The following is a 14,474-nucleotide window of genomic DNA, read 5'->3' as shown; positions in this document are numbered from 1 at the left end:
CACCGTAAGACGCGTATTATGCATGTCACTTTAGCGTCAGGAGAAGAAGAGATGCCATCTTTCGATATCGTTTCAGAAGTCGATCTGCAGGAAATTCGCAATGCGGTGGAGAATGCCAACCGTGAGGTGTCTACCCGCTTCGATTTCCGCAACGTGAGCGCCGAGTTTGAGCTCAACGAAAAGAATGAAACCATTAAAATCACCAGCGAGTCTGATTTCCAGGTTAAACAGCTGGTCGATATTTTGCGTGAGAAGTTACTGAAGCGCGGCATTGAAGGCGGAGCCTTAGAGGTGCCGGAAGAGATTGAGCACAGCGGTAAAAGCTGGGCGGTCGATGCCAAACTGAAGAAGGGCATTGAGAGCGACGTAGCGAAGAAGCTGGTGAAGCTGATCAAAGACAGTAAGCTGAAAGTACAGACCCAGATTCAGGGTGAAGCGTTACGAGTGACCGGCAAAGCGCGCGATGATCTGCAGAGCGCAATGGCGATTGTGCGCGGCAGCAATCTGGGGCAGCCTTTCCAGTTTAAAAACTTCCGCGATTAAGTGGGGGCAGGCTGTTTTTTGGGCCTGAAGGCAGTGATGAAAAACCCGGCTCAGGCCGGGTTTTTTGTTACCTGGCAGGAGCAGCGCTGCATCTATCCAAATTTGTGAGCCGTCTGAATGAAGACGTAGTCTGTGACGTCAGTGGCATCGTGCGCTGGCTTGCATCTCTTTGAACAAGTAAAGCGTCTGGAGCGGGGTGTTGTAGGGCGTCTGTGCGATTGCGCGCTTGCTCAGGGAGCCTGTGCCTTTCGCAAAGACGCAAAAGCGCCATCCATGGCGGCTTTTGCGACTTTCCGATCTGACCCTGTTCCCTGAGCCAGCTCGATCCTGAAGCGAAACGAGCGGAAGTTGTCGTGAAAATTTTCTTAAACTAGCAACTCCCCAGCAACGCTTCCAGCTCAGGGCGGCTGGTAACTTTACTGTCGATTTTGATATAAGCGCTTTTCTCTTCCGGCACGATAAACACGGAGTTCACTCCTTTCTGCGCTTTCAGGCGCTGCTCCAGATTCGGCAAAGCCAGTGCGGCATCGCTCAGCACAATGCGCAGGCTGCTCACATAAGGCGGCTCCTGCATCGTCATACTGACAAACAGCCAGGCTGCTGCCACCATCGCGCCGACCATGAACACGGTCTGTGCATCGAAATGACCAAACACCCAGCCACCCATGCTGCCGCCAACGGCTACGCCAAGGAACTGGCTGGTGGAGTAAATGCCCATCGCCGTGCCTTTATAACCGGCAGGCGACTCTTTACTGATCAGCGAAGGGAGAATGGCTTCCATCAGATTGAAAGCGAAGAAGAAGAGCTGAACCCCAACGACCAGCGTCCAGAAATGGCCTTCCGCACCCCACAGCACGATCTCGGCAATCACAATCATCCCGACGCAGCCCACAAAGACGCGCTTCATGCGACGCTTCACTTCGGCATAAATGATGAACGGCACCACGCCCGCAAAGGCAATCAGCATGGTAGAGAGATAGACTTTCCAGTGTTCAGGTGCCGGGAAACCCGCCTGTTCAAACTGTCCAGGTAAGGCAACAAAGCTCGACATCAGCAGAATATGCAGACAGAAAATACCGATATTCAGCTTCACCAGGCGGGGATTAGCCAGCACCTTGCGAAAGCTGCCTTTGACAATGCCCGATTCACGGTTCAGGACATGATGGGAGGCGGACGGCACTACGAGAAGTGTGATCACGATTCCCAGCGAGGCCAGAATCGCGATCATCCAGAACAGCGCATGCAGGCCCAGTGCGTGAGTGACAATCGGGCCGACCACCATTGCAATCGCGAAGGTCACACCAAAACTGATGCCGATAAACGCCATCGCTTTGGTGCGGTTCTGCTCACGGGTTAAATCGGATAACAGTGCCATCACGGCAGCGGCAATTGCGCCGGAGCCCTGCAGCGCACGGCCCAGAATAATGCCCCAGATGGAGTCGGTACAGGCTGCAATAACGCTGCCCAGAACAAACAGCAGCAGTCCGCCGACGATCAACGGCTTGCGGCCGATGCGATCAGAGAGCAGACCAAAAGGAATCTGAAATATTGCCTGGGCAAGGCCATAGATACCGATCGCCAGACCAATCAGCGTTTCACTCGCGCCCTGTAATGCCATGCCATAAGTGGTCAGTACCGGCAGGACCATAAACATCCCAAGCATACGCAGGGAAAAGACCGTACCGAGGCCCCATGTGGCACGCAGCTCCACCGGAGTCATTTTATTATCGTTCATTCCAACCTCTGTTAATGTGCTGCATTTATTCTAGGGGGCGGGGCAGGGCGGGTAAAACAATAGTTTTTAAGCAGTGGTAACAAAAAGAAAGGGCGCGAAAATCGCGCCCTTTTCATGCCGTATCGGTGCCGGTTACCAGACGTATGTCAGCAGGTCCTTCGAAGCCGGAGCCATCGAATCTACCGACATCATCACGCTCAGCGCGGTGATGGTCACGATAGAGAAGACAAACAGCTTACGCGCCCAGACACGGTCATCTGCGGTTTTGTAACCCGATAACGCCATGCCCAGCCACCAGACGCTGACCGCAGCGGCCACCACCAGATATTTGTAGCCTGCGTAACCGCCCAGCGTCAGCATCAGCGTGGCAATCATAAACGCCAGGATATAGAGCGTAATATGATTCTTCGCGACGGAAATGCCTTTCACCACCGGCAGAACCGGGATGTTCGCTGCCTGGTAATCTTTAAAGCGGAAGATGGCAATCGCGTACGAATGCGGCATCTGCCACAGGCTAAAGATTGCCAGCAGGATCAATGCGCCAGCATCAAACTGGTTAGAGACCGCGCAGTAGCCGATAACCGGCGGCGCAGCACCCGACAGACTGCCAATCAGCGTGCCGTAAACGGAATGACGCTTCATGTACAGGCTGTAGATGCCCACGTATACCACGAAGCCCATCACCGCCAGCCACATGGCCAGCGGATTAGCACCGAAGTAGAGCAACGCAAAGCCAGCAATACCCAGCACAGTGGCATAAACCAGGCTTACTTTCGCGGAGATAAGGCCTTTTACCAGCACCCGATTCCTGGTTCTCTCCATCTTGATGTCGATGTCGCGGTCAATCACGTTGTTGAAAACACAACCCGATGCAACCACCAGTGACACGCCCACCAGAGTGATGAGAAACAGGGCGTAATCCGTGTTGCCTTTGGAGGCCAACAGGAATCCGCCGATCACAGAAATTAAATTCCCGAAAATAATTCCTGGTTTTGTAACTTGCAGGTATTGCTTAAACATTACGCGTGACTCTTTAGTGAGGCATCATGTTGTAGTTGAGGTTCCACATGATCCACAGTGAGCCTACTACGACAATCAGGATGATGATGGCCGAGAAAACAATGGCTACCATGTTCCAGCCACCCTCAGATTTGCTATCTAAGTGCAGGAAGTACACCAGGTGAACCAGCACCTGAATGACCGCACACACCAGAACAACACCGAGGATAGTACCGTGAGATGCACTGCCATCCATCACCATCCAGAACGGGATCGCCGTCAGGATGATAGAGAGGATGAAGCCGATCATGTAGGACTTCACGCTACCGTGTGAAGCGCCATGTTCGTTAACAGAATGACTCATTACATGGCTCCCATCAGGTAAACAACGGTGAAGACGCAAATCCAGACCACGTCCAGGAAGTGCCAGAACAGGCTCAGACACATGATACGGGTACGGTTAGTCGCGTTCAGGCCACGTTTGGAAATCTGGAACATCAGAACCAGCATCCAGATCAGACCGGAGGTCACGTGCAGACCGTGGGTACCGACCAGCGTAAAGAAGCCAGACAGGAAGCCACTGCGATCCGGACCAAAGCCTTCAGCAATCAGGTGATGGAATTCATAGATTTCCATGCCGATGAAGCCCAGACCGAACAGGAAGGTCAGCGCGAGCCAGCCGATAACGGCACCTTTTTGCTCCTTATTCATGGAGATAACAGCCATGCCGTAAGTGATCGAACTCAACAGCAGCAGGGCGGTTTCTACCAGAACAAACGGCAGCTCAAAGATATCTTTACCTGCCGGGCCACCGGCAGTGTTGTTGACCATGACGGCATAGGTCGCAAACAGGGTTGCGAAGATAATGCAGTCACTCATCAGGTAGATCCAGAAGCCAAAGACTTTGTTGGCTCCTGCATCGTGATGCCCATGCTCCGCATGGGCGTCGTGGTGATGTTTAATCAGAGTTTCAGTTGACATTATTTCAGACCTGCTTTGCTGATTTCGTCAAAGTGCTGGTTCTCAATCTTCTGAACTTCGGCAACCGGAACGTAGTAATCCACGTCTTCGTCGAAGCTCTTCACGATCCAGGTAACGATCATGCCGAGGAATGAAAGACCCGCCATCCACCAGATATGCCAGATCAGCGCGAAGCCCATCACAGTAGCGAATGCGCAGATGACGATTGCCGCACCACTGTTTTTCGGCATATGAATTTCTTCATAGGATGCCGGCTGTTTGTACGCTTCGCCTTTCTCTTTCATTTCCCAGAACGCATCACGCTCATGGACATGTGGGATGACAGCAAAGTTATAGAACGGTGGTGGTGAAGAGGTTGCCCACTCCAGCGTACGACCGCCCCACGGGTCACCGGTCAGATCACGGTTCTGGTCGCGGTCACGGACCGAAACATAGAACATGGTCAGCTGGCACAGGATACCCAGCGCAATCAGACCTGCACCGACCGCAGCGACTACCAGCAGAGGGTGGAACTGTGGATCGATATCCTGGCTCAGACGACGGGTCATACCCATGAAGCCCAGTGCGTACAGCGGCATAAAGGCAACGAAGAAGCCAATGATCCAGAACCAGAATGCGCGCTTACCCCAGGTTTCGTTCAGGGTGAAGCCAAATGCTTTCGGGAACCAGTAGGTCACGCCCGCCATACAACCGAAGACAACACCACCGATGATAACGTTATGGAAGTGTGCAATCAGGAACAGGCTGTTGTGCAGAATGAAGTCAGCACCTGGAACGGCCAGCAGTACGCCAGTCATACCCCCTACAGAGAAGGTTACCAGGAAGCCAACGGTCCACAGCATGGCAGAGTGCATCTGAATGCGGCCCTGATACATGGTGAACAGCCAGTTAAAGATTTTAACCCCGGTCGGAATCGCGATGATCATCGTCATGATACCGAAGAAGGCGTTAACGTTGGCACCCGCACCCATGGTGAAGAAGTGGTGCAACCAGACGATGAACGACAGCACGGTAATGGCGATGGTCGCCCACACCAGTGAGGTATAACCAAACAGACGTTTCTTGGAGAAGGTCGCGGTAATTTCTGCGAACACACCAAACACCGGCAGAACCAGGATGTACACTTCCGGATGGCCCCAGACCCAGATCAGGTTGACGTACATCATCATGTTCCCGCCCATTTCATTGGTGAAGAAATGGAAGCCGAGATAACGATCAAGGGTCAACAGCGCCAGGGTCACGGTCAGAACCGGGAACGCAGCGATGATCAGGACGTTGGTGCACAGCGCAGTCCAGGTAAAGACCGGCATTTTGAACAGGCTCATGCCCGGTGCACGCATCTTCAGGATGGTCACGAAGAAGTTGATACCGGTTAAGGTCGTACCGATACCCGAGAGCTGAAGGCTCCAGATCCAGTAATCGACCCCGACGCCGGGACTGTACTCCGCGCCGGACAGTGGCGGATAAGCCAGCCAGCCGGTCTGCGCGAACTCGCCCACACCCAGCGACAGGTTAACCAGGATCACACCGACCGCGGTAAACCAGAAGCTCAGGTTGTTCAGGAACGGGAACGCAACGTCACGTGCACCAATCTGCAGCGGAACGGCGATGTTCATCAGGCCAACCACGAAAGGCATCGCCACGAAGAAGATCATAATGACGCCGTGCGCCGTAAAGATCTGGTCGTAGTGATGCGGTGGCAGAATGCCCGCTTCACCGGCCGACGCCATCACCTGTTGAGTACGCATCATGATGGCATCAGCAAAACCACGCAGCAGCATGACGAATGCCATGATGACGTACATGATACCCAGTTTTTTATGGTCGACAGACGTCAGCCATTCAGACCACAGATATTGCCATTTACCAAAATAGGTGATGGCGGCAATCAGTGCCAGACCACCTAGAATGATACCGGCGACCGTGACCATGATAATCGGCTCATGGTACGGCACTGCATCCAGTGTTAATTTTCCGAACATCGTATTATTCCTCGGCTCCCGCGGAAGCGGCGTGACTCATGTCCATACCTTCATGCTGTGGCATGTCCATTTTCCCGTGGCTCATCTTGAACTTGTCGATGACTTGCATGAACAGTTTCGGATCAGCTGAAGAGAAATATTCCACCGGATGATTTTCGCTTGGCACAGCTACTTTCTCGAAATCTTCCATGGTGGTCAGCGTGTTAGGGGCTGCTTTGACTTTAGCCACCCACTGCTGGAATTCCGCATCGTCTTTGGTTGCAATGGCTTTAAACTTCATGCCAGAGAAACCACGACCACTGAAGTTCGCAGAGATACCGTCGAACGTGCCTGGCTCATTCGCAATCAGATGCAGTTTGGTCTGCATACCCGCCATCGCATAAATCTGGCTGCCGAGTGTTGGAATGAAGAAAGAGTTCATCACGGAGTTAGAGGTGATTTTGAAGTTCACTGGCGTGTTTGCCGGGAAGGCAATCTGGTTCACGGTCGCAATACCCTGTTCCGGGTAAATGAACAACCATTTCCAGTCCAGTGCAACCACATCGATCTCAACCGGTTTCACATCAGATTGCAGCGGTTTGCTGGGCTCCAGTGCGTGGGTTGATTTCCAGGTCAGTACGCTAAGGAAGAGAATGATCAGGATCGGAATGGTCCAGACCACGGCTTCAACCTTGTTAGAGTGTGACCAGTTAGGGCTGTACTTCGCATTCGTGTTGGACGCCCGATACTTCCAGGCAAACACCACGGCCATCAGGACTGCGGGAATCACGACGATCAACATCAGGCCAAAGGCAGTCAGTATCAGCGAACGTTGCTCCAGTGCAATCTGTCCTTTGGGATTTAACAATGCACTATCGCAGCCACTCATTAATAAAGTGCCTGCAATTAATGACAAAATCCCCAAACTTTTATTGTATTTACTGAGTCTCATTTAACGACCTCAATGACAAAGGGCTCTATTGTCGTTTAAGTGTGCGCGCATTTTACGGGAAGGTTTATGCAGTGTAAACCAGCTTAAGGATGTGTCAGATACGTGTTGACACCTTTTGCTAAGGGTGTCACAGATGTTGCGCCAGGTGACAAATAATTAACGCAGACAAGCAGTTGGCATCAATATAACAAAAACCGATGGAAGTAACCGTAAAAAAATCAGGGAAAGGAATAACCCTTACTTTTAATTCCCAAATATTTAACAAGTCTGCATCATTTGCGCGATAAAATTTAACTAAAGTAATTGCTAACCGGTTTTTAGTATTTCCGCTACGCCTCCTCAGGATCTATTCTTATTTTTTAAAAAGAACATGCGATGATAAATGACGGCGACTTATCCGGACGTTACAAAATAAGCCGCAACCCGTTAACCTATCGATTTCACTTAAGCATCTGACGCGGGCAAAACCGGCGTTCTCTTCAGCGCCCGATAGTCCAGCAACACCCCGGCAAGCACCGCCAGCAGGGAGAGGCTCATGCCTAGCTCAAACAGGCGGGTCAGCAGCGGTGCCAGCGCAGTCATCCCCATTGCATTCAGTGCCAGCGCGATCAGCCAGAGAGCCAGTACGCCGCAGCCGGCTGCAAACAGACGATTAGTCCAGCGATAGCCATGAGGATAGTAGCTTCGTGTGAGGAAATTGCCACTCTGCTCGACCTGATTAAGTGTTTGTCGGCAAAAAGCGAGCAGCATCAGGCCCGGCAAACCCGCGATCACCGTGAAAGCATAAAAGGTCGGCCAGCCCCAGAGTTCCACCAGCCAGCCTGCCGCCGGGCCGACATAGACCCGACCTACGGCAGAGAGCGCCGATAACAGGGCAAACTGAGTGGCTGAGAACGATTTATTGCACAGCGTCATTAACAACGCGACAAAGGCCGCGGTGCCCATGCCGCCGCAGAGGTTTTCGACAAAGACTGCGCTGGCCATGCTCCACAACTGTTTGTCGGTCACCGCCAGCAGCCAGTAACCAAAATTTGAAACTGCCTGCAGCACGCCGAAAATCAGCAGTGCCCGGAACAGACTCAGGCGCTGCATCAGTACGCCGCCATAAAGCGCTCCGATAATGGTCGCCAGCAGGCCCAGCGTCTTGTTGACCAGGCCGACGTCACCGGGATTGAAACCGACGCCGCGGATCAGAAAAGTAGTGGTCAGCGAGGCGGCAAAGGCATCGCCCAGCTTGTAGAGAATAATCAGTGTAATCAGCAGCCAGGCATTGTTGCGCTGAAAGAAATCGTTAAGCGGGTCGACAACCGCCTGTCGCAGTGAATGCGGGGTGGAAATGCGCGTGTCCGGCTCGCTCGCCATCAGCGTGGCGATAATGCCCGGCACCATCATGAGCGCCATCAGCCAGTAGGTCGCCTGCCAGCCCAGATAACGGTCAGCCAGCCACAAGGCCAGCCCGCCTGAAATCAGCATCGCCAGCCGATAGCCCAGCACGGTAATGGCTGCGCCACTGCCGCGCTCTTCAGGTGGCAGAATATCGGTTTTCCAGGCGTCAAAAACGATGTCCTGCGAGGCGGAGCAGAAAGCGATCAGCACTGCCAGCGCCGCCATCAGGGTCAGATCGCGTCCTGGTTGCAGACATCCCATCGCGACAATCCCGCCCACCAGCGCCAGCTGACTCAGCAGTAACCAGCCGCGACGCCGGCCCAGAAACGGCGGCGTATAGCGGTCCATCATCGGCGACCAGAGAAATTTAAAGACATAGGCCTGGCCGACCAGTGAAAAGAAGCCGATGGTTTTCAGATCGACATTTTCCACCGTCATCCACGCCTGCAACGTGCCCGAAGTCAGTGCCAGCGGCAGTCCGGAAGCAAAACCAAGGAGCAGCAATACGGCGGCGTTTTTCTGGCTGAAGAGGCGAAGATAGTGGTTCATGCGGATCCTGCAGATAACAAAAAGCCCTGCACGAGGCAGGGCAGAGGTGAGACGGTATTAACGGGCGTTCTGCTTGATGAAGTCGTTAACGCTGGTGTCCTGTGCCATATCCGCAATCACATCGCTCATGGTGGCGTTCACTGCGTCAGTAATCTTCTGGTTACTGGCGTTGAACGCGCCTTCTACACTGTAAGTCTGGCGGTAGTTTTTAACCTGCTTGTTGCCGTTTTTCGCGGTCGCGATAATCGAGATGTCCGCTTTAGTGGTGATGCTGTAGCGCACATTACCCTGCGTCACGTCAGCGTAGAGGTTGTTAACCACAATCTGCAGATCAACCGCGCCATCAGGACCAATCATATAACCACGTGCGGTCATCTGCTTCTCCAGCACTTCCTGCAGCAGGAAACGGAGATCGCGCGAAGGCGTCAGGGTCACTAACTGACCATCACGGTTAACTTTTGCCAGCGCCTGATCTTTACGCTGGTCGGCACCATTGATGCTCACGGTCACGCCCATCAGGCCCGGATCCTGCTGTGGCAACTGAATTTTAGGCTGGATAGTCAGGGTATTATTGCTGGTTGCACAGCCGGCTAAAATAAACGCAGCCAACAGTGGGAATAACAGTTTTTTCAACATACTTTTTCTCGTTGGTGTCAGGGGGTTGGTTTGCAAAAACTGGAGGCATCATAGCATTGCCCGTCAGTGAAAAAAGCCCTGTTGCGGGTGAAATTATCTTTGAAACTGTTTTAAGCACCTTCTCTGACAGGCTGGTTTGATGATGGTTTCGACTGCGTTATGATGCCTGCCGGAAGCATGCTGACATAAAATGCAATATTTAGCGTCCGCCGACGGGTAAGCGCACTAAAAGCGACTAAGATTGAATGAGATGGGGCACCGCGCTCGCCATTGAGGAGTAATAGCCATGATCCGCGAACAAATAGAAGAAAAGCTGCGTGTGGCATTTCAGCCAGCTCATCTGGAAGTACATGACGAAAGTTACCGGCACAACGTGCCTGCCGGATCGGAGAGTCACTTCAAAGTGGTTATTGTCAGCGACTGCTTTGCAGGCCAACGTTTCCTGGCGCGTCATCGCCTGATTTATAGCGAACTGGCAGCTGAATTAGCGGGCGGTGTTCACGCCTTAGCCCTGCATACTTACACCCTGAAAGAGTGGGAAGGGCTGCAGGATACCGTTCTGGCTTCGCCTAACTGTCGTGGTGCCGGAAGTCTCGCCTGAGCTCCCTTCTCTGAAACGGCCTGCTGGCCGTTTTTTCTGTGATTTAACGAAAAACGCGATCTCTGGCTCAAAAAAGCAGCAAACCTGCTGAAAAGTGGTGAGTTAGCGTCCTCGACTCATTCCAGCGATGCCGCTATAATGCTGCGTCTATTTTTCCGGAATGTCTTCGGGACGCTTCTGGTAACAGGGATCAGGTTCTCTTCACGGAAGCCGTCCCGGTTGTTAGATACGGCGCATTTCACGATGTGTGGTGTCTGAAGTTGACCGAGCACGTGATTTTTTGAGGTAACAAGATGCAAGTTTCTGTAGAGACCACTCAGGGCCTGGGCCGTCGCATTACGATTACTGTTGCAGCTGACAGCATCGAAAGCGCAGTAAAAAAAGAACTGGTTGATGTTGCCAGGAAAGTTCGCATCGATGGTTTCCGTAAAGGCAAAGTGCCGATGAACATCGTAGCGCAGCGTTACGGCGCATCTGTCCGTCAGGACGTGCTGGGCGAGCTGATGACGCGCAACTTTGTTGACGCCATCATCAAAGAAAAAATTAATCCGGCTGGCGCACCAAATTATGTGCCAGGCGAATACAAAGAAGGCCAGGATTTCACCTACGCGGTTGAATTCGAAGTTTATCCGGAAGTTGAGCTGAAAGGCCTGGAAAACATCGAAGTCGAAAAACCTGTTGTTGAAGTGACTGATGCTGATGTTGATGCCATGCTGGATACCCTGCGCAAGCAGCAGGCCAACTGGATCGAAAGCGACGCAGCTGCAGGCCCGGAAGATCGTGCAACTATCGATTTCAACGGTTCTGTTGACGGTGAAGAGTTTGAAGGTGGCAAAGCCACTGATTTCGTTCTGGCCATGGGCCAGGGCCGCATGATCCCAGGCTTTGAAGAAGGCGTTGTGGGTCATAAAGCGGGCGAAACGTTCACTATCGACGTGAAATTCCCGGACGACTACCACGCAGAAACCCTGAAAGGGAAAGATGCGAAGTTCGAGATCGTGCTGAAGAAAGTTGAAACGCGCGAGCTGCCAGAGCTGACTGAAGAGTTCATCAAACGTTTCGGCGTTGAAGATGGTTCAGTAGCCGGTCTGCGTACTGAAGTGCGTAAGAACATGGATCGCGAGCTGAAAGGCGCTATCCGTAACCGCATCAAAACCCAGGCGATCGACGGCCTGGTTGAAGCGAACGAAATCGACGTGCCGGCGGCGCTGGTTGACAGCGAAATCGACGTTCTGCGTCGTCAGGCTGCACAGCGTTTCGGTGGCAACGAACAGCAGGCGCTGGAACTGCCACGCGAACTGTTTGAAGAGCAGGCTAAACGTCGTGTTGTTGTCGGTCTGCTGCTGGGCGAAGTCATTCGTACCCATGAGCTGAAAGCTGACGAAGCGCGCGTGAACACCATGATTGAAGAGATGGCTTCTGCGTATGAAGATCCGAAAGAAGTTATCGAGTTCTACAGCAAGAATAAGGAGCTGATGAACAACATGCGCAACGTCGCGCTGGAAGAGCAAGCGGTTGAAGCGGTCCTGGCGAAAGCGAAAGTGACCGAGAAAGAGACCAACTTCCAGGAACTGATGAATCAGACCGCTCAGGCCTGATCACGCAGTTAACCGTCTGTGCTAAGCCCGTGACTGAAAAGTCGCGGGCTTTTTTGTGTTTTACGTACAGAACGCGACTCTTCGCCGCTATTTGCTTAATTAATCGGCAAATTATTCACCCATCGCTTTTTCCGGGTTAGCGAACAGGGAAAAGATTGTTATGCTTGAAACATGCGTGCAGCATCCCCAGATAGTGGGAGTATGCAGAAATGAGAGTGAGGCTGGCTGATTAACCGTCCTGAAGGTGTCGGAAAAGGTGCGACGTGGAGTTTCCCGCGCGTCTTACGTAGAATCGGTACAGAATGTTGCCAATGAAATTTATCCAGGAGACGGTAATGTCATACAGTGGCGATCGTGAATATACTGCACCGCACAATGCGCTGGTGCCAATGGTGGTTGAACAAACTTCGCGTGGTGAGCGTTCTTACGACATCTACTCCCGTCTGCTGAAAGAGCGCGTCATTTTTCTGACCGGCCAGGTTGAAGACCACATGGCGAATCTGATTGTGGCCCAGATGCTGTTTCTGGAAGCTGAGAACCCGGAAAAAGATATCTATCTCTACATCAACTCGCCAGGCGGTGTGATCACGGCCGGTATGTCGATTTACGACACCATGAAATTTATCAAACCGGATGTCAGCACTATCTGTATGGGACAGGCCTGTTCAATGGGTGCGTTTCTGCTGACAGCGGGCACTAAAGGCAAGCGTTTCTGTCTGCCAAACTCGCGCGTGATGATCCACCAGCCTCTGGGCGGCTATCAGGGCCAGGCGTCAGACATTGAAATCCATGCGCGTGAAATCCTCAAAGTTAAACAGCGTATGAATGAGCTGATGGCTGAGCACACCGGTAAAACGCTGGAAGAAATTGAGCGTGATACCGAGCGTGACCGTTTCCTCTCTGCAAATGAAGCGGTAGAGTATGGATTAGTCGATTCAATTCTGACGCATCGCCAATAAGACCCCGACTTACCGTTGTCCCTGGTCTATAGTTAACAGGATAACGGTACTATTATGGGTTGAATGAATTTCGGCCGTCCCTGTACGGCCTGAGCCGTAAGCGGGTATGGCCTGAGAACAAGAAGAGGTTAACTGATGACAGATAAGCGCAAAGACGGTTCAGGGAAGTTGCTGTACTGCTCTTTTTGCGGCAAAAGCCAGCATGAAGTGCGTAAGCTGATTGCCGGGCCGTCAGTGTATATCTGCGATGAGTGTGTTGACCTGTGCAACGACATCATTCGCGAAGAGATTAAAGAAGTTGCCCCGCATCGTGAACGCAGTGCGTTGCCAACCCCACATGAAATTCGCCATCACCTCGATGATTATGTTATCGGTCAGGAAAGAGCGAAGAAAGTGCTGGCGGTTGCGGTTTACAACCACTACAAGCGTTTGCGTAACGGCGATACCAGTAATGGCATCGAACTGGGCAAAAGTAATATTCTGCTGATTGGCCCGACCGGTAGTGGTAAAACGCTGCTGGCGGAAACGCTGGCGCGCCTGCTGGATGTGCCATTCACTATGGCTGACGCCACCACGCTGACTGAAGCCGGTTACGTGGGTGAAGACGTTGAAAACATCATCCAGAAACTGCTGCAGAAATGTGACTACGACGTACAGAAAGCACAGCGCGGCATCGTTTATATTGATGAAATCGACAAAATCTCACGCAAGTCAGATAACCCGTCGATTACCCGTGACGTATCAGGCGAAGGCGTACAGCAGGCTCTGCTTAAACTGATTGAAGGTACTGTGGCTGCTGTTCCGCCGCAGGGTGGACGTAAGCATCCGCAGCAGGAATTTTTGCAGGTTGATACCTCGAAAATTCTGTTTATCTGCGGCGGCGCATTCGCCGGCCTGGACAAAGTGATCTCCCAGCGTGTGGAAACCGGATCCGGTATCGGCTTCGGCGCAACCGTGAAAGGGAAATCGCAGAAAGCCAGCGAAGGCGAACTGCTTTCACAGTGTGAACCTGAAGATTTAATCAAATTTGGTCTGATCCCTGAGTTCATCGGCCGTCTGCCTGTTGTGGCGACGCTGAGCGAGTTGAGTGAAGAAGCCCTGATTCAGATTCTGCGTGAGCCGAAGAACGCCCTGACCAAACAGTACCAGGCGCTGTTTAACCTGGAAGGCGTTGAGCTGGAGTTCCGTGACGAGGCGTTAACCGCTATTGCGAAGAAAGCGATGTCACGTAAAACCGGTGCTCGTGGGCTGCGTTCCATTGTTGAAGGCGCGCTGCTGGAAACCATGTATGACCTGCCTTCCATGGATGACGTGGAAAAAGTAGTGATTGATGAATCAGTTATTGAAGGTCAGTCTGAGCCCATGCTGATTTACGGCAAGCATGAAGCGCAGGCATCTGGCGAATAATTAAACAGATCGTCCATGTTGTTCTATTAAAAAAGGGGAAAATGTTTCCCCTTTTGCTTTTCTCGCCTCTGTGACGTTGAATGTCGGACAATCATCCCCATATACTCAGATACCTGTGGGTTTAACTGCATACCTGCCTGATGCGGTTCCCATCACCTGGCGGACAT

The 14,474-nt window shown here is 52.4% G+C and carries 13 protein-coding genes; 5 read left to right on the top strand and 8 right to left on the bottom strand.

The window, feature by feature from the left end; all coding sequences use genetic code 11:
• Positions 1 to 51 precede the first annotated feature (51 nt).
• Positions 52 to 543 carry a YajQ family cyclic di-GMP-binding protein gene (locus tag F3I20_RS13985; RefSeq protein WP_009091726.1) on the top strand — a complete coding sequence of 164 codons (492 nt, stop codon included), beginning with the start codon at positions 52 to 54 and terminating at the stop codon, positions 541 to 543.
• A 370-nt stretch (positions 544 to 913) separates the two neighbouring features.
• On the opposite strand, the gene F3I20_RS13980 is transcribed toward F3I20_RS13985, so the two are convergent.
• The 8 genes from F3I20_RS13980 to F3I20_RS13945 all read right to left on the bottom strand — a co-directional run bounded on the left by F3I20_RS13980 (position 914) and on the right by F3I20_RS13945 (position 9,742).
• Positions 914 to 2,278, bottom strand: coding sequence for an MFS transporter (locus F3I20_RS13980; RefSeq protein ID WP_150013143.1), 1,365 nt, complete (start codon positions 2,276 to 2,278; stop codon positions 914 to 916).
• A gap of 132 nt (positions 2,279 to 2,410) precedes the next feature.
• Positions 2,411 to 3,298, bottom strand: a complete 888-nt coding sequence (cyoE, locus tag F3I20_RS13975; RefSeq protein WP_061061826.1) for a heme o synthase — start codon at positions 3,296 to 3,298, stop codon at positions 2,411 to 2,413.
• A gap of 13 nt (positions 3,299 to 3,311) precedes the next feature.
• Positions 3,312 to 3,641: a cytochrome o ubiquinol oxidase subunit IV gene (locus F3I20_RS13970; protein WP_008924889.1), complete on the bottom strand. Its 330-nt coding sequence runs from the start codon at positions 3,639 to 3,641 to the stop codon at positions 3,312 to 3,314.
• Positions 3,641 to 4,258, bottom strand: a complete 618-nt coding sequence (locus F3I20_RS13965) for a cytochrome o ubiquinol oxidase subunit III (RefSeq protein ID WP_009091720.1) — start codon at positions 4,256 to 4,258, stop codon at positions 3,641 to 3,643. Before F3I20_RS13965 ends, F3I20_RS13970 begins: the two co-directional genes overlap by 1 nt.
• Positions 4,258 to 6,240 carry a cytochrome o ubiquinol oxidase subunit I gene (gene cyoB / locus F3I20_RS13960; protein WP_150013145.1) on the bottom strand — a complete coding sequence of 661 codons (1,983 nt, stop codon included), beginning with the start codon at positions 6,238 to 6,240 and terminating at the stop codon, positions 4,258 to 4,260. Before cyoB ends, F3I20_RS13965 begins: the two co-directional genes overlap by 1 nt.
• Positions 6,241 to 6,244: 4 nt before the next feature.
• A complete protein-coding gene (gene cyoA / locus F3I20_RS13955) occupies positions 6,245 to 7,171 on the bottom strand; it encodes a cytochrome o ubiquinol oxidase subunit II (RefSeq protein ID WP_150037820.1) in 927 nt (308 codons plus the stop codon).
• Positions 7,172 to 7,615: 444 nt separating this feature from the next.
• A complete protein-coding gene (gene ampG, locus F3I20_RS13950; RefSeq protein ID WP_150037819.1) occupies positions 7,616 to 9,106 on the bottom strand; it encodes a muropeptide MFS transporter AmpG in 1,491 nt (496 codons plus the stop codon).
• A gap of 57 nt (positions 9,107 to 9,163) precedes the next feature.
• Positions 9,164 to 9,742, bottom strand: a complete 579-nt coding sequence (locus tag F3I20_RS13945; protein WP_150013151.1) for a lipoprotein — start codon at positions 9,740 to 9,742, stop codon at positions 9,164 to 9,166.
• Positions 9,743 to 10,028: 286 nt separating this feature from the next.
• Here F3I20_RS13945 and bolA point away from each other — a divergent pair, with 286 nt between their 5' ends.
• From bolA to clpX, 4 genes are all read left to right on the top strand, one after another.
• Positions 10,029 to 10,343 carry a transcriptional regulator BolA gene (gene bolA / locus F3I20_RS13940; RefSeq protein WP_150037818.1) on the top strand — a complete coding sequence of 105 codons (315 nt, stop codon included), beginning with the start codon at positions 10,029 to 10,031 and terminating at the stop codon, positions 10,341 to 10,343.
• Positions 10,344 to 10,636: 293 nt separating this feature from the next.
• Positions 10,637 to 11,941 carry a trigger factor gene (gene tig, locus F3I20_RS13935; RefSeq protein WP_150037817.1) on the top strand — a complete coding sequence of 435 codons (1,305 nt, stop codon included), beginning with the start codon at positions 10,637 to 10,639 and terminating at the stop codon, positions 11,939 to 11,941.
• Between the two features lie 335 nt (positions 11,942 to 12,276).
• Positions 12,277 to 12,900 carry an ATP-dependent Clp endopeptidase proteolytic subunit ClpP gene (gene clpP, locus F3I20_RS13930; protein ID WP_010255410.1) on the top strand — a complete coding sequence of 208 codons (624 nt, stop codon included), beginning with the start codon at positions 12,277 to 12,279 and terminating at the stop codon, positions 12,898 to 12,900.
• A 135-nt stretch (positions 12,901 to 13,035) separates the two neighbouring features.
• Positions 13,036 to 14,307: an ATP-dependent protease ATP-binding subunit ClpX gene (gene clpX, locus F3I20_RS13925; RefSeq protein WP_003850494.1), complete on the top strand. Its 1,272-nt coding sequence runs from the start codon at positions 13,036 to 13,038 to the stop codon at positions 14,305 to 14,307.
• Positions 14,308 to 14,474: the final 167 nt, after the last annotated feature.

This window comes from Candidatus Pantoea gossypiicola (assembly GCF_008632075.1).
GTDB lineage: Bacteria > Pseudomonadota > Gammaproteobacteria > Enterobacterales > Enterobacteriaceae > Pantoea > Pantoea gossypiicola.
The sequence above is the reverse complement of the archived record's forward strand: the minus strand, read 5'-3'. Positions and strand labels throughout refer to the sequence as shown.

Bases quoted from the DNA above. Each gene is read 5' to 3' on its own strand.
- F3I20_RS13965 (WP_009091720.1), bottom strand. From the start codon at position 4,258: ATGTCAACTGAAACTCTGATTAAACATCACCACGACGCCCATGCGGAG.
- cyoE (WP_061061826.1), bottom strand. From the start codon at position 3,298: ATGTTTAAGCAATACCTGCAAGTTACAAAACCAGGAATTATTTTCGGG.
- clpX (WP_003850494.1), top strand. From the start codon at position 13,036: ATGACAGATAAGCGCAAAGACGGTTCAGGGAAGTTGCTGTACTGCTCT.
- F3I20_RS13970 (WP_008924889.1), bottom strand. From the start codon at position 3,641: ATGAGTCATTCTGTTAACGAACATGGCGCTTCACACGGTAGCGTGAAG.
- ampG (WP_150037819.1), bottom strand. From the start codon at position 9,106: ATGAACCACTATCTTCGCCTCTTCAGCCAGAAAAACGCCGCCGTATTG.
- tig (WP_150037817.1), top strand. From the start codon at position 10,637: ATGCAAGTTTCTGTAGAGACCACTCAGGGCCTGGGCCGTCGCATTACG.
- cyoA (WP_150037820.1), bottom strand. From the start codon at position 7,171: ATGAGACTCAGTAAATACAATAAAAGTTTGGGGATTTTGTCATTAATT.
- F3I20_RS13985 (WP_009091726.1), top strand. From the start codon at position 52: ATGCCATCTTTCGATATCGTTTCAGAAGTCGATCTGCAGGAAATTCGC.
- clpP (WP_010255410.1), top strand. From the start codon at position 12,277: ATGTCATACAGTGGCGATCGTGAATATACTGCACCGCACAATGCGCTG.
- cyoB (WP_150013145.1), bottom strand. From the start codon at position 6,240: ATGTTCGGAAAATTAACACTGGATGCAGTGCCGTACCATGAGCCGATT.
- F3I20_RS13980 (WP_150013143.1), bottom strand. From the start codon at position 2,278: ATGAACGATAATAAAATGACTCCGGTGGAGCTGCGTGCCACATGGGGC.
- bolA (WP_150037818.1), top strand. From the start codon at position 10,029: ATGATCCGCGAACAAATAGAAGAAAAGCTGCGTGTGGCATTTCAGCCA.
- F3I20_RS13945 (WP_150013151.1), bottom strand. From the start codon at position 9,742: ATGTTGAAAAAACTGTTATTCCCACTGTTGGCTGCGTTTATTTTAGCC.